The 21,650-nt window shown below is 37.6% G+C and carries 21 protein-coding genes; 2 read left to right on the plus strand and 19 right to left on the minus strand.

The genetic code is table 11. The features are described from left to right. Positions 1–20: 20 nt before the first annotated feature. From rbfA to BO15_RS0110025, 8 genes are all read right to left on the minus strand, one after another. Positions 21–407, minus strand: coding sequence for a 30S ribosome-binding factor RbfA (gene rbfA, locus BO15_RS0109990; RefSeq protein WP_033154189.1), 387 nt, complete (start codon positions 405–407; stop codon positions 21–23). Beyond that, entirely contained in the window at positions 407–3,019 is a 2,613-nt protein-coding gene (infB, locus tag BO15_RS0109995; protein ID WP_081828630.1) for a translation initiation factor IF-2, read from the minus strand. Before infB ends, rbfA begins: the two co-directional genes overlap by 1 nt. Positions 3,020–3,034: 15 nt before the next feature. Then, entirely contained in the window at positions 3,035–3,340 is a 306-nt protein-coding gene (locus tag BO15_RS0110000) for a L7Ae/L30e/S12e/Gadd45 family ribosomal protein (RefSeq protein ID WP_102048062.1), read from the minus strand. Next, entirely contained in the window at positions 3,330–3,596 is a 267-nt protein-coding gene (gene rnpM, locus BO15_RS0110005) for an RNase P modulator RnpM (protein ID WP_033154190.1), read from the minus strand. The genes BO15_RS0110000 and rnpM overlap by 11 nt, the downstream gene beginning before the upstream one ends. Next, complete coding sequence (gene nusA, locus BO15_RS0110010) at positions 3,596–4,774, minus strand: transcription termination factor NusA (protein ID WP_033154191.1); 1,179 nt, start codon at positions 4,772–4,774, stop codon at positions 3,596–3,598. The genes rnpM and nusA overlap by 1 nt, the downstream gene beginning before the upstream one ends. 18 nt (positions 4,775–4,792) lie before the next feature. Beyond that, entirely contained in the window at positions 4,793–5,263 is a 471-nt protein-coding gene (gene rimP, locus BO15_RS0110015) for a ribosome maturation factor RimP (protein WP_033154192.1), read from the minus strand. Positions 5,264–5,417: 154 nt separating this feature from the next. After that, positions 5,418–6,596 carry a phosphoribosylaminoimidazolecarboxamide formyltransferase gene (locus BO15_RS0110020; protein WP_033154193.1) on the minus strand — a complete coding sequence of 393 codons (1,179 nt, stop codon included), beginning with the start codon at positions 6,594–6,596 and terminating at the stop codon, positions 5,418–5,420. A gap of 24 nt (positions 6,597–6,620) precedes the next feature. After that, positions 6,621–7,334, minus strand: a complete 714-nt coding sequence (locus BO15_RS0110025) for an IMP cyclohydrolase (RefSeq protein WP_033154194.1) — start codon at positions 7,332–7,334, stop codon at positions 6,621–6,623. Between the two features lie 149 nt (positions 7,335–7,483). On the opposite strand from BO15_RS0110025, the gene BO15_RS13300 reads away from it, so the two are divergent. Beyond that, entirely contained in the window at positions 7,484–8,977 is a 1,494-nt protein-coding gene (locus tag BO15_RS13300; protein WP_052169881.1) for a GGDEF domain-containing protein, read from the plus strand. Positions 8,978–9,022: 45 nt separating this feature from the next. Here the strand turns inward: BO15_RS13300 and BO15_RS0110035 are convergent, their stop codons facing one another. The 10 genes from BO15_RS0110035 to BO15_RS0110080 all read right to left on the minus strand — a co-directional run bounded on the left by BO15_RS0110035 (position 9,023) and on the right by BO15_RS0110080 (position 19,226). Continuing rightward, positions 9,023–9,799, minus strand: a complete 777-nt coding sequence (locus BO15_RS0110035) for a hypothetical protein (RefSeq protein ID WP_033154195.1) — start codon at positions 9,797–9,799, stop codon at positions 9,023–9,025. 128 nt (positions 9,800–9,927) lie between these two features. Next, on the minus strand, positions 9,928–10,686 hold the full coding sequence (gene hisF, locus BO15_RS0110040) for an imidazole glycerol phosphate synthase subunit HisF (protein WP_033154196.1): 759 nt from the start codon (positions 10,684–10,686) through the stop codon (positions 9,928–9,930). Between the two features lie 37 nt (positions 10,687–10,723). Further along, positions 10,724–11,329 carry an imidazole glycerol phosphate synthase subunit HisH gene (gene hisH / locus BO15_RS0110045; protein WP_033154197.1) on the minus strand — a complete coding sequence of 202 codons (606 nt, stop codon included), beginning with the start codon at positions 11,327–11,329 and terminating at the stop codon, positions 10,724–10,726. Beyond that, a complete protein-coding gene (locus BO15_RS0110050; RefSeq protein ID WP_033154198.1) occupies positions 11,326–13,236 on the minus strand; it encodes a hypothetical protein in 1,911 nt (636 codons plus the stop codon). Before BO15_RS0110050 ends, hisH begins: the two co-directional genes overlap by 4 nt. Before the next feature lie 64 nt (positions 13,237–13,300). Beyond that, a complete protein-coding gene (locus BO15_RS0110055; RefSeq protein WP_033154199.1) occupies positions 13,301–14,224 on the minus strand; it encodes a chemotaxis protein in 924 nt (307 codons plus the stop codon). 34 nt (positions 14,225–14,258) lie between these two features. Continuing rightward, positions 14,259–15,017 carry a hypothetical protein gene (locus BO15_RS0110060; protein WP_033154200.1) on the minus strand — a complete coding sequence of 253 codons (759 nt, stop codon included), beginning with the start codon at positions 15,015–15,017 and terminating at the stop codon, positions 14,259–14,261. 84 nt (positions 15,018–15,101) lie between these two features. Then, a complete protein-coding gene (locus BO15_RS0110065; RefSeq protein WP_033154201.1) occupies positions 15,102–16,613 on the minus strand; it encodes a sensor histidine kinase in 1,512 nt (503 codons plus the stop codon). Then, entirely contained in the window at positions 16,591–17,280 is a 690-nt protein-coding gene (locus BO15_RS0110070) for a response regulator transcription factor (RefSeq protein WP_033154202.1), read from the minus strand. Before BO15_RS0110070 ends, BO15_RS0110065 begins: the two co-directional genes overlap by 23 nt. 28 nt (positions 17,281–17,308) lie before the next feature. After that, entirely contained in the window at positions 17,309–17,923 is a 615-nt protein-coding gene (locus BO15_RS0110075; protein WP_033154203.1) for a hypothetical protein, read from the minus strand. Between the two features lie 67 nt (positions 17,924–17,990). Beyond that, entirely contained in the window at positions 17,991–19,226 is a 1,236-nt protein-coding gene (locus tag BO15_RS0110080; protein ID WP_033154204.1) for an MFS transporter, read from the minus strand. A gap of 107 nt (positions 19,227–19,333) precedes the next feature. Here BO15_RS0110080 and BO15_RS0110085 point away from each other — a divergent pair, with 107 nt between their 5' ends. Further along, the gene (locus tag BO15_RS0110085; protein ID WP_033154205.1) at positions 19,334–20,416 is read left to right on the plus strand and encodes an endonuclease/exonuclease/phosphatase family protein; all 1,083 of its coding nucleotides are present in this window, start codon (positions 19,334–19,336) and stop codon (positions 20,414–20,416) included. A gap of 2 nt (positions 20,417–20,418) precedes the next feature. Here the strand turns inward: BO15_RS0110085 and BO15_RS0110090 are convergent, their stop codons facing one another. Next, the gene (locus tag BO15_RS0110090; RefSeq protein WP_033154206.1) at positions 20,419–21,627 is read right to left on the minus strand and encodes a hypothetical protein; all 1,209 of its coding nucleotides are present in this window, start codon (positions 21,625–21,627) and stop codon (positions 20,419–20,421) included. Positions 21,628–21,650 lie beyond the last annotated feature (23 nt).

The following is a 21,650-nucleotide window of genomic DNA, read 5'->3' on the forward strand; positions in this document are numbered from 1 at the left end:
CGTCTCCAATTTAATATATTTTAGTTTTCTTCGCCGTTCTGCTCTCTTTCATGAAGAGGAGCATTGACTTCATCAATAAGCTTGCTCATCTTTGCAGCATATGCAATAGACTGATCACTAACAAAAGTAATCTCTGGAGTGTTTCTAAGATTTACTCTGTGAGCAAGCTCTCTGCGGATGAATCCAGCAGAGCTTTTAAGACCCTCGAGAGTCTTTCTGGCAGCCTCATCATCCCCAAGAACTGAAATATAAGCCTTGCAAGTCTTAAGGTCAGGAGCGACCTCAACAGATACAACGGATGTAACTGGTGAAATGCGAGGATCCTTTACCTCAAGACGAATAATATTGCTAAGCTCACGCATAACTTCTTCGTTTATACGTGTATTTTTAACTGAATTTTTTCTCATTATCTAGGTACCTCTACCATGATGTAAGCCTCGATAATATCCATCTCCTGAACATCGTTGAAGTCTTCAATTACGAGACCACACTCAAAGTTTGCCTTAACTTCCTTGACGTCATCCTTAAATCTCTTAAGAGAACCAAGCTTGCCTTCGTGAATAAGCTCACCCTCGCGAGTTACACGGACCATACAGTCTCTCTGGAAGTAACCATCTGTAACATATGAACCAGCAATGTTACCAACACCAGAAGCCTTAAAGATCTGACGAACTTCAGCATGACCGATAACTTTCTCCTCGTAAATAGGATCAAGCATACCCTTCATAGCAGACTCTACATCGTTGATAGCATCGTAAATAACCTTGTAAAGACGAAGATCTACACCTTCTCTATCAGCTGTAGCCTTTGCCTGTGGATCGATACGTACGTTAAATCCAATGATGATTGCATTTGAAGCAGATGCAAGAACTACATCGGACTCGTTGATTGTACCAACACCACCGTGGATTGTCTTAACAACAACCTCATCGTTTGAAAGCTTCTCAAGTGACTGCTTAACAGCCTCAACAGAACCCTGAACGTCAGCCTTAACAATGATATCAAGTTCCTTAAGATTTCCTGACTCAATCTCGCTAAAGAGTGCGTCAAGAGACATCTTAGACTTAGTCTGCTCAACAAGCTTGTTCTTGTGCTCTGCAACGAATGTATCTGCAAATGCATGTGCTTCCTTTTCAGAATCAAATGCCATTAATACCTCACCTGCATTTGGAACCTCAGAAAGACCAAGAATCTCTACAGGAACAGATGGACCTGCGCTCTTTACACGAGCACCAGTGTCATCAAGCATTGCACGAACCTTACCATGACAGCTACCGCAGGCAACAGGATCACCAACGTGAAGTGTACCCTTCTGAACAAGTACAGTTGCAACTGCACCACGTCCCTTATCAAGCTGAGCCTCGATAACAAGACCACGAGCCTTACGATTTGGGTTTGCCTTAAGTTCAAGTACTTCTGCTGTAAGAAGAATCATTTCAAGAAGGTTGTCGATACCTTCCTTTGTGTGAGCTGAAACTGGACAGAATACTGTGCTTCCACCCCAATCCTCTGGGATAAGCTGATACTCTGAAAGTTCCTGCTTAACTCTATCAATATTTGCATTAGGCTTATCAATCTTGTTGATTGCAACAATGATTTCGATACCAGCAGCCTTTGCATGGTTAATAGCCTCTACTGTCTGTGGCATAACACCATCATCAGCAGCAACTACAAGGATAGCGATATCTGTTGAGTTAGCACCACGCATACGCATAGCAGTAAATGCTTCGTGTCCTGGTGTATCAAGGAATGTGATATCCTGTCCATTAATAGATACTGTATAAGCACCGATGTGCTGTGTGATACCACCAGCCTCACGGTCTGTAACCTTAGTATCACGAATAGCATCAAGAAGTGATGTTTTACCGTGATCTACATGACCCATTACACAAACAACAGGTGGACGTGTTGGGAAGTTTGATGTATCTTCTTCCTCTTCCTTAAGAAGCTCTGCGATAACATCTACCTTTTCCTCTTCTTCACAGATACAGTTGAATTCGAGAGCGATTTCTTCAGCCTTTTCAAAATCAACTTCCTGGTTAACTGTAACCATTGTACCCTTCATGAAAAGAGTCTTAACAACTGCAGATGCCTGAACCTTCATCTTGTCAGCAAGATCCTTGATAGTGATTCTCTCAGGAATTGTGATTGTAAGAACTTCGTCCATGTTACGCTCTGGAGCCTTTGGAGCATTGTTCTTTTTCTTCTTTCCACCATTCTTTTCAAGATTGATGTAACGCTCCTGCTTCTTGCCGCCTAAGTTGTTTTCTCTATCGTTGTTCTTCTTTTTCTTGTCATCGCGACGACCGCCCTTTGAGTTTGAAGAAGGTGCCATATCAGGAGCAGTTGCCTGCTGTGATGGACGATTGTTTCTTCCTGCTGATGGTCTGTCGTTGTTTCTATCGTTTCTGTTTCCAGGTCTGTTGTTATCGCGTCTGTCGTTGCGATTTTCGTTGCGATTATCGTTTCTGTCTCTTCTATCGTTACGCTCTGGACGCTCTGAACGCTCTGAACGCTCTGGGCGCTCGTTTCTATCCTGCTTCTTTGCTGGACGTGTGTTTTCCTGTCCCTCAGCTGGCTTCTTCTTTGATACAAACTCAGTATCAGTAGACTGTGCAGATGCACGCTGAGATGGACGAACACCATCAGCAAATGAACGTGGTCTGATTGGTCCTCTAGGCTGCTGAGGCTGCTTCTCGCGATTGTTATCACGATTATCATTTCTCTCGCCTCTAGAAGAATTATCAGAGCTACGACGTCTTCTGTCATCACTTCCACGAGTAACAACGAAAACGTTCTTTTTCTTCTTTACTGGGTTTCCGTCTTTATCTACAGGACGTGGCTTTTTAGCCTTTGGAGCTTCAGACTTGGAGAAGTTCTTGCGAATTTTCTCTGCCATATCGTCCTCCACACCACTCATTGCTTTTGCTTCTATTCCATTAGAGCCAAGGAAAGCAATAATATCTTTACTTTCTTTTCCAAGCTCTTTGGCTAATTCATGTACTTTAATTTTTGCCATCTAATATCCTCCTCATCAAGCTTTATCTATCTTATCAAGGATGCTTAAGGATAGATTTTCATCGCACACTACGATTGATGCCCGATATTCTTTTCCAATTGCATGACCTAAAGATTCTTTAGTTCCGTATTCTATGTATTTAACATCATAGAACTCACACGAATTTGAAAATGATTTCTTAGTGTTATCTGAAGCATCGCCAGCAACAATACAAAGAAAACCACTGCCTTCTTTAATGGCTTGCTCACATGCAAATTCACCACTAACAAGAGCTCCAGCTTTCATTGCTATGCTAATCATATTAAGTGCTTTATCTGTCATTTTCTAACTCCGTATATAAAATATTAAATACCTCTTCATTAACTGCCTGTCTAAGGGATCTGTTTAAAGATTTTTTCTTTAACGCAGAATCCAGACAAGATTTGCTTCTGCAGATGTATGCTCCACGTCCCTGCGCCTTATAGCTTTTATCAAGCTGAACACCCTGAGACGTTTTAACCAATCGAAATAATTGGTTCTTTGGAAGCATTTGCCCGCAAGCAACACATTTTCTAAGAGGTAGTTCTTTGACTTCCATTACTCTTCCTCAGACTCTGCAGCATCAGACTCTACATCAGCGTCCTCAGCATACTCGTCCTCGTCGTAGTACTCATCCTCATCATAGTACTCGTCATCATCGTAATCTTCTTCGTAATCAAGGAAATCACCAGCTTCCTTAGCCTGTGTTTCGCTCTTGATATCGATTTTGAAGCCTGTAAGACGAGCAGCAAGACGAGCATTCTGTCCTTCCTTACCAATTGCAAGTGAAAGCTGGTAATCAGGAACAACTACGCGTGCGCTCTTTTCATCAGCGTCAGCAACAACTGCAACAACCTTTGCTGGTGAAAGTGCATTTTCAATAAGGTATGCTGGGTTCTCATCCCACTCTACGATATCGATTTTCTCGCCACGAAGCTCATTAACGATTGCGTTTACACGTGCACCGTTTTGACCTACGCATGCGCCAACTGGATCTACATCCTCGTCGTTTGACCAAACAGCAATCTTTGTACGGCTACCAGCCTCACGAGAGATTGACTTGATTTCTACGATACCATCGCGAACCTCGGAAACCTCCTCTTCGAAAAGCTTCTTAACGAGCTCTGGATGTGTACGAGATACAAGGATACGTGGTCCCTTGTTAGATGTCTTAACTTCTACGATATAAACCTTGATACGGTCCTGTGGCTTGTAGAACTCTCCCTTAACCTGCTCAGACTCTGCAAGGAATCCCTCGAGCTTTCCAAGGTTAACATGGATATTGTTTCCTGAGAAACGAGTAACAACGCCCGTAACAACCTTGTGCTGAAGCTCATAGTACTCCTCGTAAAGAACCTTACGTTCTTCCTCACGGATTTTCTGTGTGATTGTGTTCTTAGCTGCTGTAGCTGCGATACGACCAAAGTCCTTTGACTTTACTTCGATATTGAGAACATCACCAATCTGATGCTTACCATTGATGTTCTGAGCATCAGCAAGTGAAATTTCCTCAACAGGATCCATAACCTCATCAACTACTGTCTTTGCAAGAAATACATGATATGCGCCAGTCTCTCTGTCGATTTCAACTGTAGCATTATCTGCCTTTCCATAATTGTTCTTACATGCAATAAGAAGTGAATTTTCGATTGTCTCGATTAACACGTCCATGCTGATATTTTTCTCTTTTGCGAGATCTGTAAGAGCATCCCAAAAATCATTTGTATTAGCTGCCATTATTTCCTCCTATTTCTACTAGAAATCTATTGATAATTTGATTTGTGCAACATCTGATCTATTAAACACCTCTGTACCATCTTCGAATTCGATTGTAAAAGTATCTTTATCGAAGGCCTTAAGTGTTCCAGTAAATTCCTTAGCACCATTAACTGGCTTGTATGTCTTAATATCAACATCAAGTCCAATGGCTTTTTCAAAATGCTTATCTTTCTTTAATACTCTGCCAAGACCTGGTGAACTAACTTCGAAGATATAACCTTCGTCTCCACCAATCTGTGGCTCTGCGTCAAGTAAATCGTTCATGCGACGGCTTACATCTACGCAATCATCAATTGTGATACCACCTTCCTTGTCGATGTAGGCTCTAAGATAATAATCTGTGCCCTCTTTAACGTATTCAACGTCATAGAGCTCAAAGCCCATCTCATCAAGAATAGGAGTTATCAATTCTTCCGTACGTTTTTCGTAATCGGTGTGTTTTGACATAAATGTCCTCCTTATTCAGTTGTGCATGTTAAAAGTGAACAAACATAGTAAAAGAGAGAGCTAAAACGCTCTCTCTTTCGGTCGCTCTCTTCAATAACAATAATCATTATATCAGAATTATTTGATTTTTCAAGCTTTTTAGGAAAAACCCATATTAATGATGGAATAAACGAAGTCCAGTAAATGACATAACCATTCCGTACTTGTTACATGTCTCAATAACATTGTCATCACGAACAGAGCCGCCTGGCTGAGCTACATACTTAACACCAGACTTATGGGCACGCTCAATATTATCACCAAATGGAAAGAAAGCATCACTTCCAAGTGCTACATCAGACATCTTATCAAGCCATGCGCGCTTTTCTGCTCTTGTAAACTCGCTTGGTCTTGTTTTAAATGTCTTCTGCCATACATCATCTCCGATTACATCCTCGAATTCATCTCCAATGTAAAGGTCGATTGCATTATCTCTATCAGCTCTCTTGATTCCATCAACGAAATCAAGGTTAAGAACCTTTGGAGACTGACGAAGCCACCAATTATCTGCCTTCTGTCCAGCAAGACGAGTACAGTGAATACGTGACTGCTGACCAGCACCAATACCGATTGCCTGACCATCCTTTACGTAGCAAACAGAATTAGACTGTGTATACTTAAGAGTAATCATTGCAATGGCAAGATCAATCTTAGCCTGCTCTGTAAGCTCTTTATTGTCTGTAACAATATTTGAAAAGAAGTTGTCATCAATGACAAGCTCATTTCTTCCCTGTTCAAATGTAATACCAAATACTTCCTTACGCTCAAGCTGTTTTGGAACGTAGTTTGGATCAATTTTGATTACTGCATAGTTGCCGTTTTTCTTAGCTTTAAGAATTTCAAGTGCTTCTGGCTCGAAACCAGGTGCAATAACACCATCAGAAACCTCTCGCTTAATAAGCTTTGCTGTAGCAACATCACAAACATCAGAAAGTGAAATGAAATCACCAAATGAAGACATTCTGTCTGCACCTCTTGCTCTAGCATATGCATTTGCAAGTGGAGTAAATTCCATATCTAAATCATCACACCAGTAAATCTTGCGCTCTACGTCTGAAAGAGGAAGACCCACAGCAGCGCCTGCTGGTGAAACATGCTTAAATGATGTAGCAGCTGCAAGACCAGTAGCCTTCTTAAGCTCAGAAACTAACTGCCAACCATTAAAAGCATCTAAAAAATTAATATAACCTGGCTTACCAGAAAGGACCTCAATTGGAAGATCCCCATCTTCCATATAAATACGTGAAGGCTTCTGATTAGGGTTACAACCATACTTTAATTCCAATTCTTTCATTACAAAATCCTCCAAAATACAAAATTATTTATTCTTGTTTATGATACGGGTTTCTACGGCTCCGGTTGCGATATCGATGTAGCGTACAAAAAGTGAAACCTTATTATCTTCATTAAGGTTCTCCCAAATGAGTGCTGTAAACTCATCGATGTTTCCCTTTATTTCAATTGGTGTTGGCTCTCCCTCATATGAAGGAAGTGGATTGCCATCATTCATATATGTGTGAATAAATCGGCCTGAACCAGCCTTAGGATTAGAATAATCAAAAGTGTATCTGTTACATGAATCGCTATCGCCCATGTTTGATTTAAGAATTGACATTAAATAATTGAATTCACCATTTTCAATGTGAATAAGACCTGAAATACGAGGTGTAAAGTTTGGACCATCTGGCTCGAACTCACGTAGACGAAGTGATTGCTCAAATGTCTTTCCTTTCTTCATCTCTTCGTAAATAGTGTCTGTCTGGTCTCCATTTGTAACAATGGTATCATTTCCGAGCACTCGCACTGGTGCATAAATAATAAGAGAAGGATCTGTAAGCTTTGAAGGATCGAAAGCCTGTGTGCGAATACCCTCACCGTCCTCTACGAATACTCTGTTTCTGGAATTCTCAGAACGCCCCATAATAAAATAAGCAGAGACAGCCTTGGTTCCGTCTTCCGAACGACCAATGACAATGCCTCTGCCAGGATACGTGGTTTCTGATAATTCTCTTGCTAAAGATTTTACTACCATGGGTTCCTCCTTTAATACATTTTCCGCAAAAATTATAACCGAACAACATCTCAAAGTCCACCATATTTTGTTTGTTATTTCCATTTATATTCACAACTTTTTCAAACAAATGGATTAAGCTTTATATACACGATTATGAGGAGCATATAATGAATAACGTAACAAGTTATGAAGATTTTTCAAAAAAGAATTATAGAAAGATAAACGGTTATATAAACATCTGTCTATGGATTGGAATATCTATAGGTCCGCTTATGGCCATTCCTATTGCACTGGGCATAATTCATAGCATAGATTATTTCGACTGTCTATTTTTATCTGTAATCATCCTACTACTTGCTGCAATACACCGTTTTGCTATATACAAATTTCCAGATTCTAAAAATACAGCAATCTTTGCATTAGTTTTGCTAGATATTTTTTTATATTTCTTGAATTATTCTCATTTCGCAATAAAGCTTACCTGGTTTTTGGTACCTTTATTAAGCATATTATATGTAAACAAAACTATTTATTTGTTTACGTCATTATTTAACTATATGATGATGACACTTGCCGCATATGAAACTGCCCCTTTCTATGCAGCTAGAAAAGCTGGAAACATAAGTCCAAAAATGGAATTCAAAGGCTGCATGACCGGATACACCATAGAAGCAATACTTATGTTTATTGTTGGATACGTAATACTCGAAGTATCTATAAACTATATGAAGCAGCTGATGGAGAAATTTCTGGAAATACGTGATCACGAAAAAGATATGCAAGAGCAAATGAAAACTCTTCGCTCAATGGCTGAAATTTATAATAACGTTAATCTTATAAACTTTATTAACTCTACGGAAATTTCACTGCGTGATGAAAACAAGGTTGAGCACAAAATAGAAATGCCACATCAGAATCACACAATAATGACTCAATCTATTAGAAAATTTGTTGTACCTGAGCAATTAGACGATTTTTGGAAGTTCACTGATATCACCACAGTTCGAGCAAGACTAACAAATAAAAAGATTTTATCAAGCGATTTCATCAATGCTACATATGGTTGGTTTCGAGCTCAGTATATTGCCGTTGATGAGACGGCAGATGGAATTCCAAATATCGTTATATTCACTACACGAAATATCGATGAAGAGAAACGCCGAGAGGAGCATCTGATAAACATTTCCTTAACAGATGAACTTACAAGACTGTTCAATAGACGTTGTTACGATGAAGATGTAGAATTATATAAAAAAGAAGGCATGCATGAAGACTTTGTTATCTTCTCAGTGGATGTTAATGGCCTAAAGAAAGCAAATGACACAATCGGACATGCAGCTGGTGATGAATTAATTAAGGGCGCTGCAGATTGCTTGCAATCAACTATCGGCTCCTTTGGTAAGACCTACAGAACCGGCGGCGATGAATTCTTGGCAATACTACACACTAACAATCCTGGGCAGATAGTAAACGATATAAAGGCGAAAGCAGCCCAATGGAGAGGTTTATTAGTAGATAGGCTTTCACTTTCAGTAGGATATGCAGCTTATGTAGATTCACAAGATGCATCTATAGAGGATCTGGAGCATAAAGCAGACAAGCATATGTACGAAGACAAAAATAGATATTACAAAGAAAATGGCATTGACAGACGTAAATAATTGCATGATAAAAGCTGGCCCTTAAGGACCAGCTTTTATTTTATATTATGTAGTTGTATTAAATTTGCTAATCATATCATCTGCAGATAGAGAATAATCTCCACTGTTAGTATATGACTTACGACCAGTGATACTAGCAAGTTCATTGCCTGCATAGGAATTAGCCATTGATGACTTGGTGGCTACCTGATAAGCATAGCTACCAGTTCCGTTAAACAAATCCTTTACATAAGTCATATTAGCTTTATTCTTTAGGAAATCTTCATCAACATTAAGATGATTCTTATTATCTATGGTAATTCCAGCCTTTCCAAGTGTCTGTGCTGTCTTGGCTGAAGTTGTAACCATTGCGGCAACCTGTGAAAGAATTCCTGTACTCTCTGATTTCTGGCCACTATCTACAAGCTCATTATATGCATCTGCAAAGCCTTTTATAGCGCTATAAATCTTATCTTTGTCATAGTCCTTTGTAACGTTTCCTTCATCGTCAGTAGATTCGACCTGATTCCAAATGGAATTCTTACCTTTTGCTAAAAGCTTATCTGTAGCTTTGCTCAAATCTGATGAATCATTTCTAATCTCACTCAAATTAGAGTCTGCAATCTTTGACTTTTTAGATGTGTCAGACTTTAGGTTTCCATCATTATCATACTTTGAATAATATGACTTAACCAACTTTCCATATGAACCTGATTTAATCTGAGATAAACTTGTAAGAGAACCCTCTAGTCCTCCAAACATTGAATTCACGCCAGATGAGCTGTTGCCACCAAACAATGAATATATAGAATTGTTTCCAAATGAATTAATAGTTAAAGACATAAACATCACTCCTTTGAAAATAAAACATGAACATCCTTGTTCTACTGTTTTGTCTCTTACTTACATTTATACTTATTAATATAATAACAGGGACATGTGAAACTTTTGTTAAAACATATCCCATATTTTTATAATCTTACAGAAACCCCTTGATTCCTAAGATATTTCTTTAAATCAACGATTTCCAGTTCCTTATAATGGAATAAAGATGCCGCAAGAGCCGCGTCAGCACCACCAATTGTAAGAGCATCCTTGAAATGCTCCATATTGCCAGCACCACCTGATGCAATAACAGGAATATTTACAGCATCAGAAACAGCCTTAGTAAGTTCCAAATCAAATCCTGCTTTTGTACCATCACAATCCATAGAAGTAAGCAGAATCTCACCGGCTCCAAGCTTTTCGCACTTAATAGCCCATTCTACTGCATCTATACCGCAATCTAATCTACCGCCGTGCTTATAAATGTTAAAGCCTCCATCAAGACGCTTCTTTGCATCAATAGCAACAACAACACATTGGCTGCCAAATTTATCAGCAGCATCTGATATGAGACGAGGATTATCAATTGCAGCAGAATTGACAGAGATTTTATCTGCCCCCTCTCTTAGAAGAGCTTTGAAATCATCTACAGTACGAATACCACCGCCTACAGTAAAAGGAATAAATACCTGTTCTGCAACTCGACGAACCATATCCACAACTGTATTTCTACCATCAGATGAAGCTGTAATATCAAGAAATACTACTTCATCCGCGCCTGCTTTATCGTAAGCTGCTGCGATTTCTACAGGGTCCCCAGCATCTCTTAAATCTACGAAATTAACACCCTTAACGACTCTTCCATCTTTGACGTCCAAACATGGGATAATACGCTTTGTAAACATAACAATTCTCCTATAGAACAAACAACTAGCAACAGAATTAAATCTCTGCAAAGTTCTTCAGAATCTGAAGTCCTACAGATGATGATTTCTCTGGATGGAACTGACAAGCAAATATATTGTCTTTCTCAACAGAGGCATGAATATGACATCCATACTCAGTAGTAGCTTTAACAATAGAGTCATCCTTTGCTTTCAAATAATACGAATGTACAAAGTATACAAATGAACCCTCATCTATACCATTAAACAAACGTCCCTGATTAGGGTAGTCCAGTGAATTCCAGCCAATGTGTGGAACCTTTAAGCCTGGTCCATCAGGAATTCGCACAACCTCTCCATTAAGTAAATGAAGTCCCTCAACCCCTGGAGATTCTTCGCTTGAATCAAATAATAGCTGTAAGCCTAAGCAAATACCAAGAAATGGCTTGCCACTTGAGACATAGTCCTTTATAGCCTTATCAAGCTCGTATTTTTTTAAATGGTCCATAGCATCAGCAAAAGAGCCGACCCCTGGTAATACAACATGGTCGGCTTTTTTAATTACACTAAAATCCCTGGTAAGGATAGTGTCCTTACCAAGGATTTTAAATGCTTTTTCTACACTTTTAATATTTCCTGCATCGTAATCTAGTATCGCAATCATAAATCTGGTAAACCTAAGCTTCTCAGCACCTTTCTAAGTTCTATTGTATAGTAGTGTCGGTTTGGCTGATTATATATAGCTAAGGCTTCTTCTTCTGATAAACCAAAGGTCTCAGAAAGTTCAGAAATCATAGTAGCGCCATAGGCATCATATTGGTCTGCAATGCCATATTCTGCGGCGTCATCCTTGTATTTTTCGTATCTTCCAACACCTATAATCAAGGAGTCTAACGCATAATTATATTGCTCATACTGAATAAATGCTTCGTATTGCTGCTGGCAAAGCTGTAAATCAGCAAGAGTTCTTGCTTGATTTCTGAGTAAGGCCACATCCTCGTCGGATAAATCAAAACCATTAAGCTTTTCATATGCGGCTATATAATCGCCTGCTTCAAACAATTCATTAGCCTGTGCCATATGACGCTTAATACCTGTAAAGGTCATCCCAACCATTACTACACCAATTATTGATATAGATAATACCAAAAATATGGCAATAATGGAAATAGGAATTTTTGGAGAATTATCAGGTTCCTTTGGTTTCTTCTCTTTTTTAGGTTTTGGTTCCTTTGGTTTCTTCTCTTTAGCTTTTTCTTTCTTGGCAGCTTCTTTTTCTTTTTTAGCCGCTTCTTTTGCAGCTTTCTTTTCCTCTTTAAGTCGTTTTTTCTTTTCCTTTGGATCTTCCTCAGGCTCTGGAACTATTGGATTTCCTTCTTCATCATAGGTAATCTCAACAGTAGTATTTTTAGCGGCTTCCTCGGCCAACTCATCCTCATCAGGAGGACCAAATAATATAAGTAAAAGCTTCTGGATAATAGGATTAGGTTCTTTCTTGCCCTTTTCACCTTTTTCTTTTTTATCTTTTTTCTTCTTCTTTTTCTTTTTACCCTTGCTGTCTTCTTCCTCTTCTTCAGGTTCAGATTCTTCAGCAGATTCATCAATATCTGCAGCTTCACCAGCACCTTCTTCATCACCACTTAAAAGTGATTGAATATCAAGAAGATCCTCATCGTCTCCTTCAAGAAGATTTTCAAGATCCAAATCTCCATCACCAGACAAATCAGGCTCTTCTCCATCCCCGTACTGTGCTTCATCTAAAGCATCCATCTCATCAGGAAGGAATTCTTTAAGGGAATCATCGAGAGGTTCTTCCTCTCCAGAATCCTCGATTATATCATCTAAAGATAATCCAAAATCATCAGAATCATCTGTATCTACAGGACTTTCCTCATCTAATGGAGCATCCTCTGGCTCTTCAATAAAATTAGATAAATCGATTTCCCCATCATCAGGTATCTCTATTGGCGAATCATCAGCTGCCAAATCAATCTGTGGTTCATCATCTTCAAGAATATCTTTTAAACTAAGCTCATCCGAATCATCATCTGATTCTTCTACTTCAGGTTCTAAAGATTCAAACTCTTCTGAAGACTCTTCCTCCTGAGGTGCTTCTTTAGGCTCTTCCTTAATTTCAGGAACTGATTCATCAAGTTCATCCTGAGCTTTATTTACAACCTTTTTTATATTATTAAGAAGAGAATCGACAACGCCTTCTGAATCAGGCAATTCTCCTGTCTCTTGGAAGATGCGTTCCTCCTCATCAATTTCCTGTTCAAAATTACTAATAAATAAATCTACATCATCTGTTTCTAATTCTTCTTCAAATTGGCGCAAAAAATCCTCCTCAGAAAGAACTTTTCTGAGGTATGGATGGGAAGTCTTAGTCTGTGCTTGAGAAGAATCTATTCCTGTTGCAGTAAGAAAATCCTCATCAGGAGCAACAGCCTTACGGCTTTCAACAACCTGCTGTTGCTTCTTCATAGCATTTTCCTGGACCTGCATAGCATCAGTCTTAGCCTTATTTATTGAATTTAATAGTCCATCTAAGTAGTCTTCTGACTGAGACATCTACATGTCCTCCCTTAAATTTAATTAAGGGGTATGCAAAGCACACCCCTTATCTTTTTAATTATTAATTGCCTTTACGAACACTTTCGTATTTAGCAACAAGCTCATCAACAACTGAAATAAGCTTACCAATTTCAGGCTTTGTAAGCTGAGCATCGGCGCCAAGACTTTCACCTTTACGTCTAATCTCATCATTAATAAGAGATGAGAAAATAATAAGCGGAATGTTCTTCATGGTTTCATTTTCTTTAACAAGCTTGCAAAGTCGATGACCATCCATAAGAGGCATCTCGATATCAGTGATAATAAGATGTACATCATCAAGAACTGTACCTCTCTTATGGAACTCAACTAACTTGTCCCAACCTTCCTGACCGTTCATATTGACGATAAGGTTAGTGTAACCAGCCTTCTTCAAGCACTCAACAATAAGTTTTGAAAGAAGTGGTGAATCTTCGCAAAGCATAATAGGTGATTTGCTACGATCCTTTGTCTCGTAATCATCCATTTCTGAAACCTTAAGACCAGTCTCAGGATTGATATCTGTAACTATCTTCTCGAAGTCAAGAATAACAACGAGTCTATCTTCTAATTTAATAACACCTGTTGAAACACCAGATTCATCAGAACTGATAGTTGCATCAGGCTTAATGATGTCTTCCCAAGATACACGATGAATTCCAAGAACCTCATCAACGTGAAAAGCTGTATTTAAACTGTTGAAGTTTGTAATAATGAATAAGCCGTCTGTTTCAGCTTCATCTGTAATATTTAAGCACTTGCGAAGAGAAATGACAGAAATCATAATATCTCTTGGCATGAAGATACCTTCTATAGAAGGATGCGCATTAGGTAGAGGCGTAACTGGTTGATATAACAAAATCTCCCTAATCTTGGCAACGTTAATTCCATAGAAATTTTTGCCAACCTTAAATTCAAGTACTTCGAGCTCGTTAGTGCCCGATTCCAATAAAATATTAGTATCCATGCAAATCTCCTCTCATTTAAATCAATAATATGATTTATATGGTTGTCCCTCTTGTTGTGCCATCACTTGTGATGAATAATTCAAGTGAGGATATATTTTCTACTGACGAATCGCTGAAAAGAAAAACCAAAATAAATGATTTTGAATCTCCAGCTGCCAGTATTCCATCATAATTAGCTAAATCATTTGATAACGGTGTGAACTGTGTATTAGTCTTTGTGCCACCGTTCAATGATAAATTGTATGTTCTTCCTGTATAATTAGAAAAATCTACGGAGGAATCCGATGTATTTTTTGCTTCAATCGAAAGTACTACGTATTTTTTACCAGAGACCTGTGAAAGAACAAAATTATTTGTTTTGTAATCAGAAGTCACATCAAATTCTGAACAAGTAAATTCTACACCTGGTATCTCGATGGCATCAGTCATAGAATATCCTGCATCATCAGAATTCTCTTCAGAAGTTTCATCCTGTGTCTCGTCTGTAACTATCGGTTCTCCAGTCTCTGGATCATATTCGACTTCTGTATTTTCCTCATCAATTACCTCTTCTGTTCCCTCTGAGTCAGCTTCATCCGGCTCATATTCATCATCCAACTCTCCCTCTTTTACACGAGCGTTTGCAATTCCAGTTGTTTGATTTTTATTGAATTTTGAAACAGTTTTAGAGGCATAAGCTGTGATTACCGCCTCTTCTTCCTCTGTCATAGTATACAAAGGTTCACCACAAGCGGTGAAAAGTAGAGAAAAACACATAACCGAAATCAAAAGGAAAAATCTTTTAATTTTCATGCTATCTCCTAGAAGAATAAACTAATCATTAATGGTATGTTAGCATTAATATGTGTATTGTTCAACACAAAAAATCAGAAAATTCTATGAATTTTGTTTGATTTTTGTGTCTTTTGTCAAAGTTAACTCAAACCAAAATTCAACTCCATTTGGTAAGTTTTCAACGCCAAATTTTTCATGCATTAAGTCCATGGTAGCCTTTACAACTGATAAACCTATACCACTTCCGCCATATTCACGACTTCTGGCCTTATCAGCTTTATAAAACTTCTCCCAAATATGCTTAATATCTTTTTTGGCAATGTTATTTCCAGAATTGAATACACTAATTCGAACTTTTCCTTTTTTAACAAAATCATATCGTACATTAATGATGTTTTCATTTAATACATAGTGAATTGCATTACTAATAAAGTTAGTAATAACCTGCTCCACTAAGAATTCGTCTGCATGAACCACACATGGTTCCTTATTGATGAATGAATAGTTAATATTCTGTGCTTCAAAATTGATTTTATTGCTATCAACAACGCTATCAATCATCTCTGTCACGTCGAAATCAACCATATCCATATTCATCTGACCAGCTTCAAGCTGATTAAGAATGAGCATTTCTCTAACCAGTCGATTCATCTTGTTGGCTTCATCAATGATGATATCAAGATAAATCTGGCGGCTGTTCTCATCCTCCATAATGCCCTCCTGCAGACCCTCGGCATAGCCTTGAATAAGGGCAATAGGTGTTTTTAGTTCGTGAGAAACATTAGATACGAATTCTTTTCGCATGTTTTCGTTTTCTTCTCGAACTTCAAGATCATGCTTTAAGCTTTCATTTGCAGTGCGTAGCTGACTAATAGCACGTTTCAATGTAGTAGACATTTCATTAACATGCTCGCCTAAATCATCCATCTCATTATATATAACCTGAGGCGTATACTTTGCTTCAAAATCGAAGTTTGAAATACGCTTCGTTATATCAATTATATTAAATAAAGGTTGCATAAATTTAGCGATTGCAAAATGACTAAATATTGCAGTCATAAGAATCGCAATCATAACCATATATAGGAAAAACTTGTTTGTGATTGAACTAGTATGCTCCATAGCAGATAAAGTAGCTCTGATAAAAACAATGTTGCCATCTGGAAGCAAGCCTAATAGAACAAGATAATCATCCTCTGAACCTGGAAAAGCCTGCTTAAAAATCTCGTAATTATCATTCTTATTAATGACATCCACAGATTCATCGTTTGAAAACATTGAATAATTGAGTTGATTCAATAAAATCTCAGAATTAGTATTAGACGAAATTAAAGGCTCTCCGCTAGCGCCTGTAACAACGCAATTCACAGAAAACCTATCAAATAAGGCTGCTATTTCTGCTTCATAATCTTGTCCATATAAAACACCCTCATTACATTTTTCAGACATGATATCGTAAAGATCTACCATATCATGTCTCTTTGTTAAAACATAATAATCGCCTAAAAAGCAGGATGATAGAATGCTAACAATAACAAGTGAACCAAGTATGATTGCAACTATCAATCCTACAATTTGGCGATTAATTTTATTAGACCTTTGCGTCGACTTCAAATTTATACCCCATGCCCCAAATAGTCTTGATATAGTTTCCCTTATCGTCTAATTTACTACGAAGCTTTTTAACGTGAGTATCGATTGTTCTAGCATCTCCAAAGTAATCATAGTCCCAAACATGATTGAGAATCTTTTCTCTTGAAAGAGCGATTCCTTCGTTGTTGATGAAGTAATAAAGCAACTCAAACTCTTTGACAGAAAGCTCAACTGGAGTTCCATCGTTAGTTGCCACATGTGCATCAACATCAAGCTGAATACCACCAGCCTCAACAACCTTTTTACCGATTGAATCATCTGTGCTTCTTCTAAGAACTGCATTAACTCTGGCCATAAGAATCTTTGGAGAAAATGGCTTGTTAATGTACTCATCAGCGCCAAGCTCAAATCCATTAAGGACATCGTTTTCTTCACCCTTAGCTGTGAGCATAAGAACAGGTATTGAAGAAGTCTCTCTAATTTCTTTCAATACAGCAAACCCATCAACCTTTGGCATCATAACATCCAAAATGATAAGTGATATCTCGCTGTCCATATAGAACATATCGAGAGCCTGTTCACCATTTTCGGCCTCTATGACCTCATAATCCTCTCTTACCAAATAATCCTTGATAAGTTTTCTCATTCGGCTTTCATCATCAGCCACAAGAATTTTGTTTTTAGACATAACACCAACCCCAATCCTTGAAATAATATTATTGTAGTTCCTGTTCCTTCTCCCTGATAGCTTCTTCTCTTTCGGTAAGATCCTGCTCCCAAGAAGAATACTTGTCGATTAGCTTTTCTTCGTAATCGAGTATGGTCGGGCTGTTTATTGTGGTACTCACATAAAACATTCCCAAAACGCAAAGCAACAATGCAATGCATAAAATTAATAGGACCTTGTTGATAGCTTTTAGTCTTTTGATTTCTGAAGAATCATTTGTGACTTTAGCCACAACTTTTTTATCGGCTTTTTCCTTCTTAGCTTTAGATACTTTTTCATCAGAAGATGAATTTGTATCTTCTGTTTTTTCTTCTGGTGTCACGTCTTTAGGGGGTTCTTCTAAAGAATAAACAGGAGGAATATCCTCTGGCGTAAAAACCTCTGAATCTAAAAGATTCTGCCTAAGCTGAGCTAGAAAACTCATACCGATTTCAGTGGAAAACATACGCTGATTCAAAAGCTTTTTATATACAGTGAGCACAGCTTTCTCGTCGCTATCTCTTATCTGCCCCAAGATATACTCAACTGCCTTAAGCTCTTTGGCGGCTTCTTTTGCTTTATTCTCATCATCGAAGATGTATCCACCAATATTATACCTAGCCATATTAATCCTTTAAAAAAATTGTATATAATTATATTAGCAATTTGTACCAAAAAAATCTATCTTTTATTTAATTATTTTCGCAGATTTTTGCTAAACCAAATATTGCTATTACTACTCCTATGAAAGTAATGATTGTACCAAACCATAAAGTTGGTGTTACGCCAATGATTCTTATTAATACTCCACCAAGCAAACTAGAAAGCAAATTACTAAATGTCATAGCAATAGTAACGAATGCCTGGCCCTTTACCGCATCCTGCTTATTCATTATCTCATCTACAAAATGAACAGATGCAGGTATAAAAATGGCAAAAGCCAACGCCTGGAATAACATACTAAAATAAAGTAATCCAACAGAGGTTGCTAAAGTTGTAACTAATATTTTAACCAAATAAAATATAGCTGAAACACCAAGCAACTTAATAGAGCCAAACTTATCTTTAAGCTGATTGAAGAAAATCATAGCAGGAAGCTCAACAATTGCCTGAAGTGCTAAAAGACCTCCATTGCTAGCCTCATTACCACCAACGTTAACAGTAATTTGATATAAGAAATTGTTTATTAAAACATGCCCAAAATAAAAACAAACAACTCCAATAAGGAATACAAAAAACATTTCGTATTTATCAATGAATGCCTTTACCGATTCTAAGCTAAAGTTGTTATCCTTTGATTCATCCGAAAAAGGATCATAATCATCTTGTATTTCAATTCCAGAATACTTCAGTTCTCTATAAATAAGAATAATAACCACAACAAATGTAGCTGATACAACAAAACCTAGAATGGTAACTGCTCTTTCAGTTGTAAGTGTCATGAAATTTCCGGCAAGTAAACTCATTATAAAAAAGAAGAACGAACCACTTGCTCTGGCAACCCCGAAATTCATTTTCACATTATACTTTTCTATATGAAAATTTAATGCATTCAAAAACGGTTGAATCACTGTAGCAACCATAGCACCAATAAAGAATGTAAAGCTAGTTCCAAATCCTTTAGAATTTGTACCAATAGCAAAGAATAAATCCAATGTAACTATAGCTCCAAGCAAAGCTAATACGTCTACAACATCGAAACTAGACGCTTTATCAGTGAGATAAGAAACAACCTGCTGTAGAACTGTTGCCACTAAAAAAGCAATAGCAAACAAAGCCCCTATCCCAACTGTAGAATAGCCTCTGTTTGACAAGTAAGCTGAGCCCATACTAATTGTGCAACACACCATCATCCAATAAAGCCCTTGAGCTATTATGTAGTATAAATTCAGTCTATACTCTCTTGACTCTTTAATTTGAAAAATCATGACAAACTCCTCAAAAAATTTTTAATATATTATGAATTTTACATTTCTAACAATCATTTATGATATATTATTAATGAATTTTTAAAACACCTGAAAGGAAAGAATATATGGCAAAAAAAGTTTTAAAAACCATTCTTATTATTCTATTAATTATTGTTCTTTTATTTGTAGGGTATGTAATTTATGTTTTTGCTTCATATTATCGTTTAGACGATAATCTCGAACTAGAAGTTGAAGGTTCTGCATCTGAAGATACCCTCTCAATCGGCGAAACATACCGTATTACATCAGCAAACCTTGGTTTTGGAGCATACTCTGATGACTATTCATTCTTCATGGATGGTGGCACAGAATCGTGGGCTTACTCAAAAGAAGCTGTCTATGATAACATCAACGGCTCAGTAAATAGTGTAATGTCATTAAGCCCAGATTTAATGCTCTTCCAGGAGGTCGATACCGATTCTACTAGAAGTTATCACGTAGATCAGAAGGAACTTATAATCTCAGATTTAGCTGACGCCAATATTAGCAATGTAAACTACACATTTGCTCAAAATTATGATAGCCCATTTTTAATGTATCCTTTCACTCAGCCTCATGGAAAATCGAAGGCCGGACTTTTAACAGTTTCACCTGCAACAATAACAAGTTCTATTCGACGTTCCCTTCCTATCGAAGAAGGCTTATCAAAATTTATTGACCTAGATAGATGTTATTGCAAGAACTATATTAATCTTGATAACGGCAAGCAGCTTGTTCTATACAATGTTCATTTGTCTGCGTACACAACAGACCCATCAACTGCAGAAAATCAGGTTGTTATGCTTAACGAAGATATGACAGCTGAGGTGGCAGCTGGCAATTACGTTATTGCTGGTGGTGATATGAACAAAGATATGCTTGGCGATTCATCTGCATACTTTGGAACAACAAGTTCAGCAAATTGGGCTCAGCCATTCCCTGAAGATTTATTGTCTGATGACTTTAGCGTAGTTGGTCCACTTGATGAATCAAATCCTGTACCATCATGTAGAAATGCTGATACTCCATACACAGAAGATTCCTTCGTATTAACCATTGATGGTTTTATAGTTTCTTCCAATGTTACGGTTGAATACTCAAATGTATTAGATACAGGATTCAAGTATTCAGACCACAACCCAGTTTATATGGATTTCATTTTGGAATAATCTCAAGCATTCTTTTTGGCACTGCTTGAACTTGTGCCGCAAAGCTTATCAACAGATTTGATGATTTCCTGAATCTCAGGTAGATAGTGCTCATGGTTAATCATGAGCCTATCTATTTCATCTCTTTCTTCTTGAACAATTCTTCGATGATCGTCTAATCTATCCCTAATTTTCTTTCTACGCATAACAAGTCTATGTCTGCATTCCGACATATCCTGTCTATCAACAAGTGCATTAACCTGGTTCAGCCAAATCTTGTCGTCCGCCAATCCTATCTCACCTAAAAGTCTTTCTAGCTTGGAACTGTAGAACTCAAGATCCTCGTTGTTTTGGATATATCTTTGCTGGTCTCTAAGCTTGTCTTGATATTGCTCCCATACATATTGAAGCTCAGCAGATGTCTTAACATAATATCTGTCTTTTGAATACTCCACAGAATTTGTAACATTGACATACTTCATTCGTTCTACGTTAAGCATACTGATAGCTTGATTCAAATGAACAATGGCTACTTTGTTTTCTCGAGCAATGGTATTTTGACGGATAAAAACCACAAATCCACTAACAGCACAAATAAATAAAACTATAAATACCCAAATAGAAATATCAGTCTGGGCTGCATTATACATAGCAAGTAATAAAATAAGCAGCGTCATAAACGATGCAAGAATGGCAACGGCCATCTTTCTAAAGAGTTTAATCTGTCCTTGAAGCTCTTCTCTCTCGATTTCCCATCGGCTTTTTTCACCTTCGAGATAGGCCAGATTACGCTTAAGCTTAGCCTGATATATTTCATCTGAGGCAAATCTGTTGATGATTTCAGGCATATCCGCCTCATCATCAGAGATTACTTCAAACTGCTCTTCAGTGATATTTCGTTGGATTGATCTTGCGTTAACAAGATTATTTTCCAATTCGCATATACGTGATGCAGTATTGCGAAGTTCTTTTGCCTTTTCCTTTGGCAGATTTTCTATGGCTTTTATATCGTTGAGATAGCGAGTAACAATACGATACTCCATCTTCTGACGTTCCATAGCCTTTGTAGACGCAATAATCTGCTCGCAGGAATCTAAAATATAATGCTCAAGCTTCTTTGGGTCTTCCCAGCTATCGATACCTTCGATTTGGGAATAAACTCTATTAAAAGCATCATCAATTTTAGCTGCTCTAAGTTCTTTTTTCTTTTTTCTACTTGAAAAAAATCCCATACATTTCTCCCTTTAGGATATTG

This window comes from Pseudobutyrivibrio ruminis HUN009, from assembly GCF_000703005.1.
Classification (GTDB): Bacteria; Bacillota; Clostridia; order Lachnospirales; family Lachnospiraceae; genus Pseudobutyrivibrio; species Pseudobutyrivibrio ruminis_A.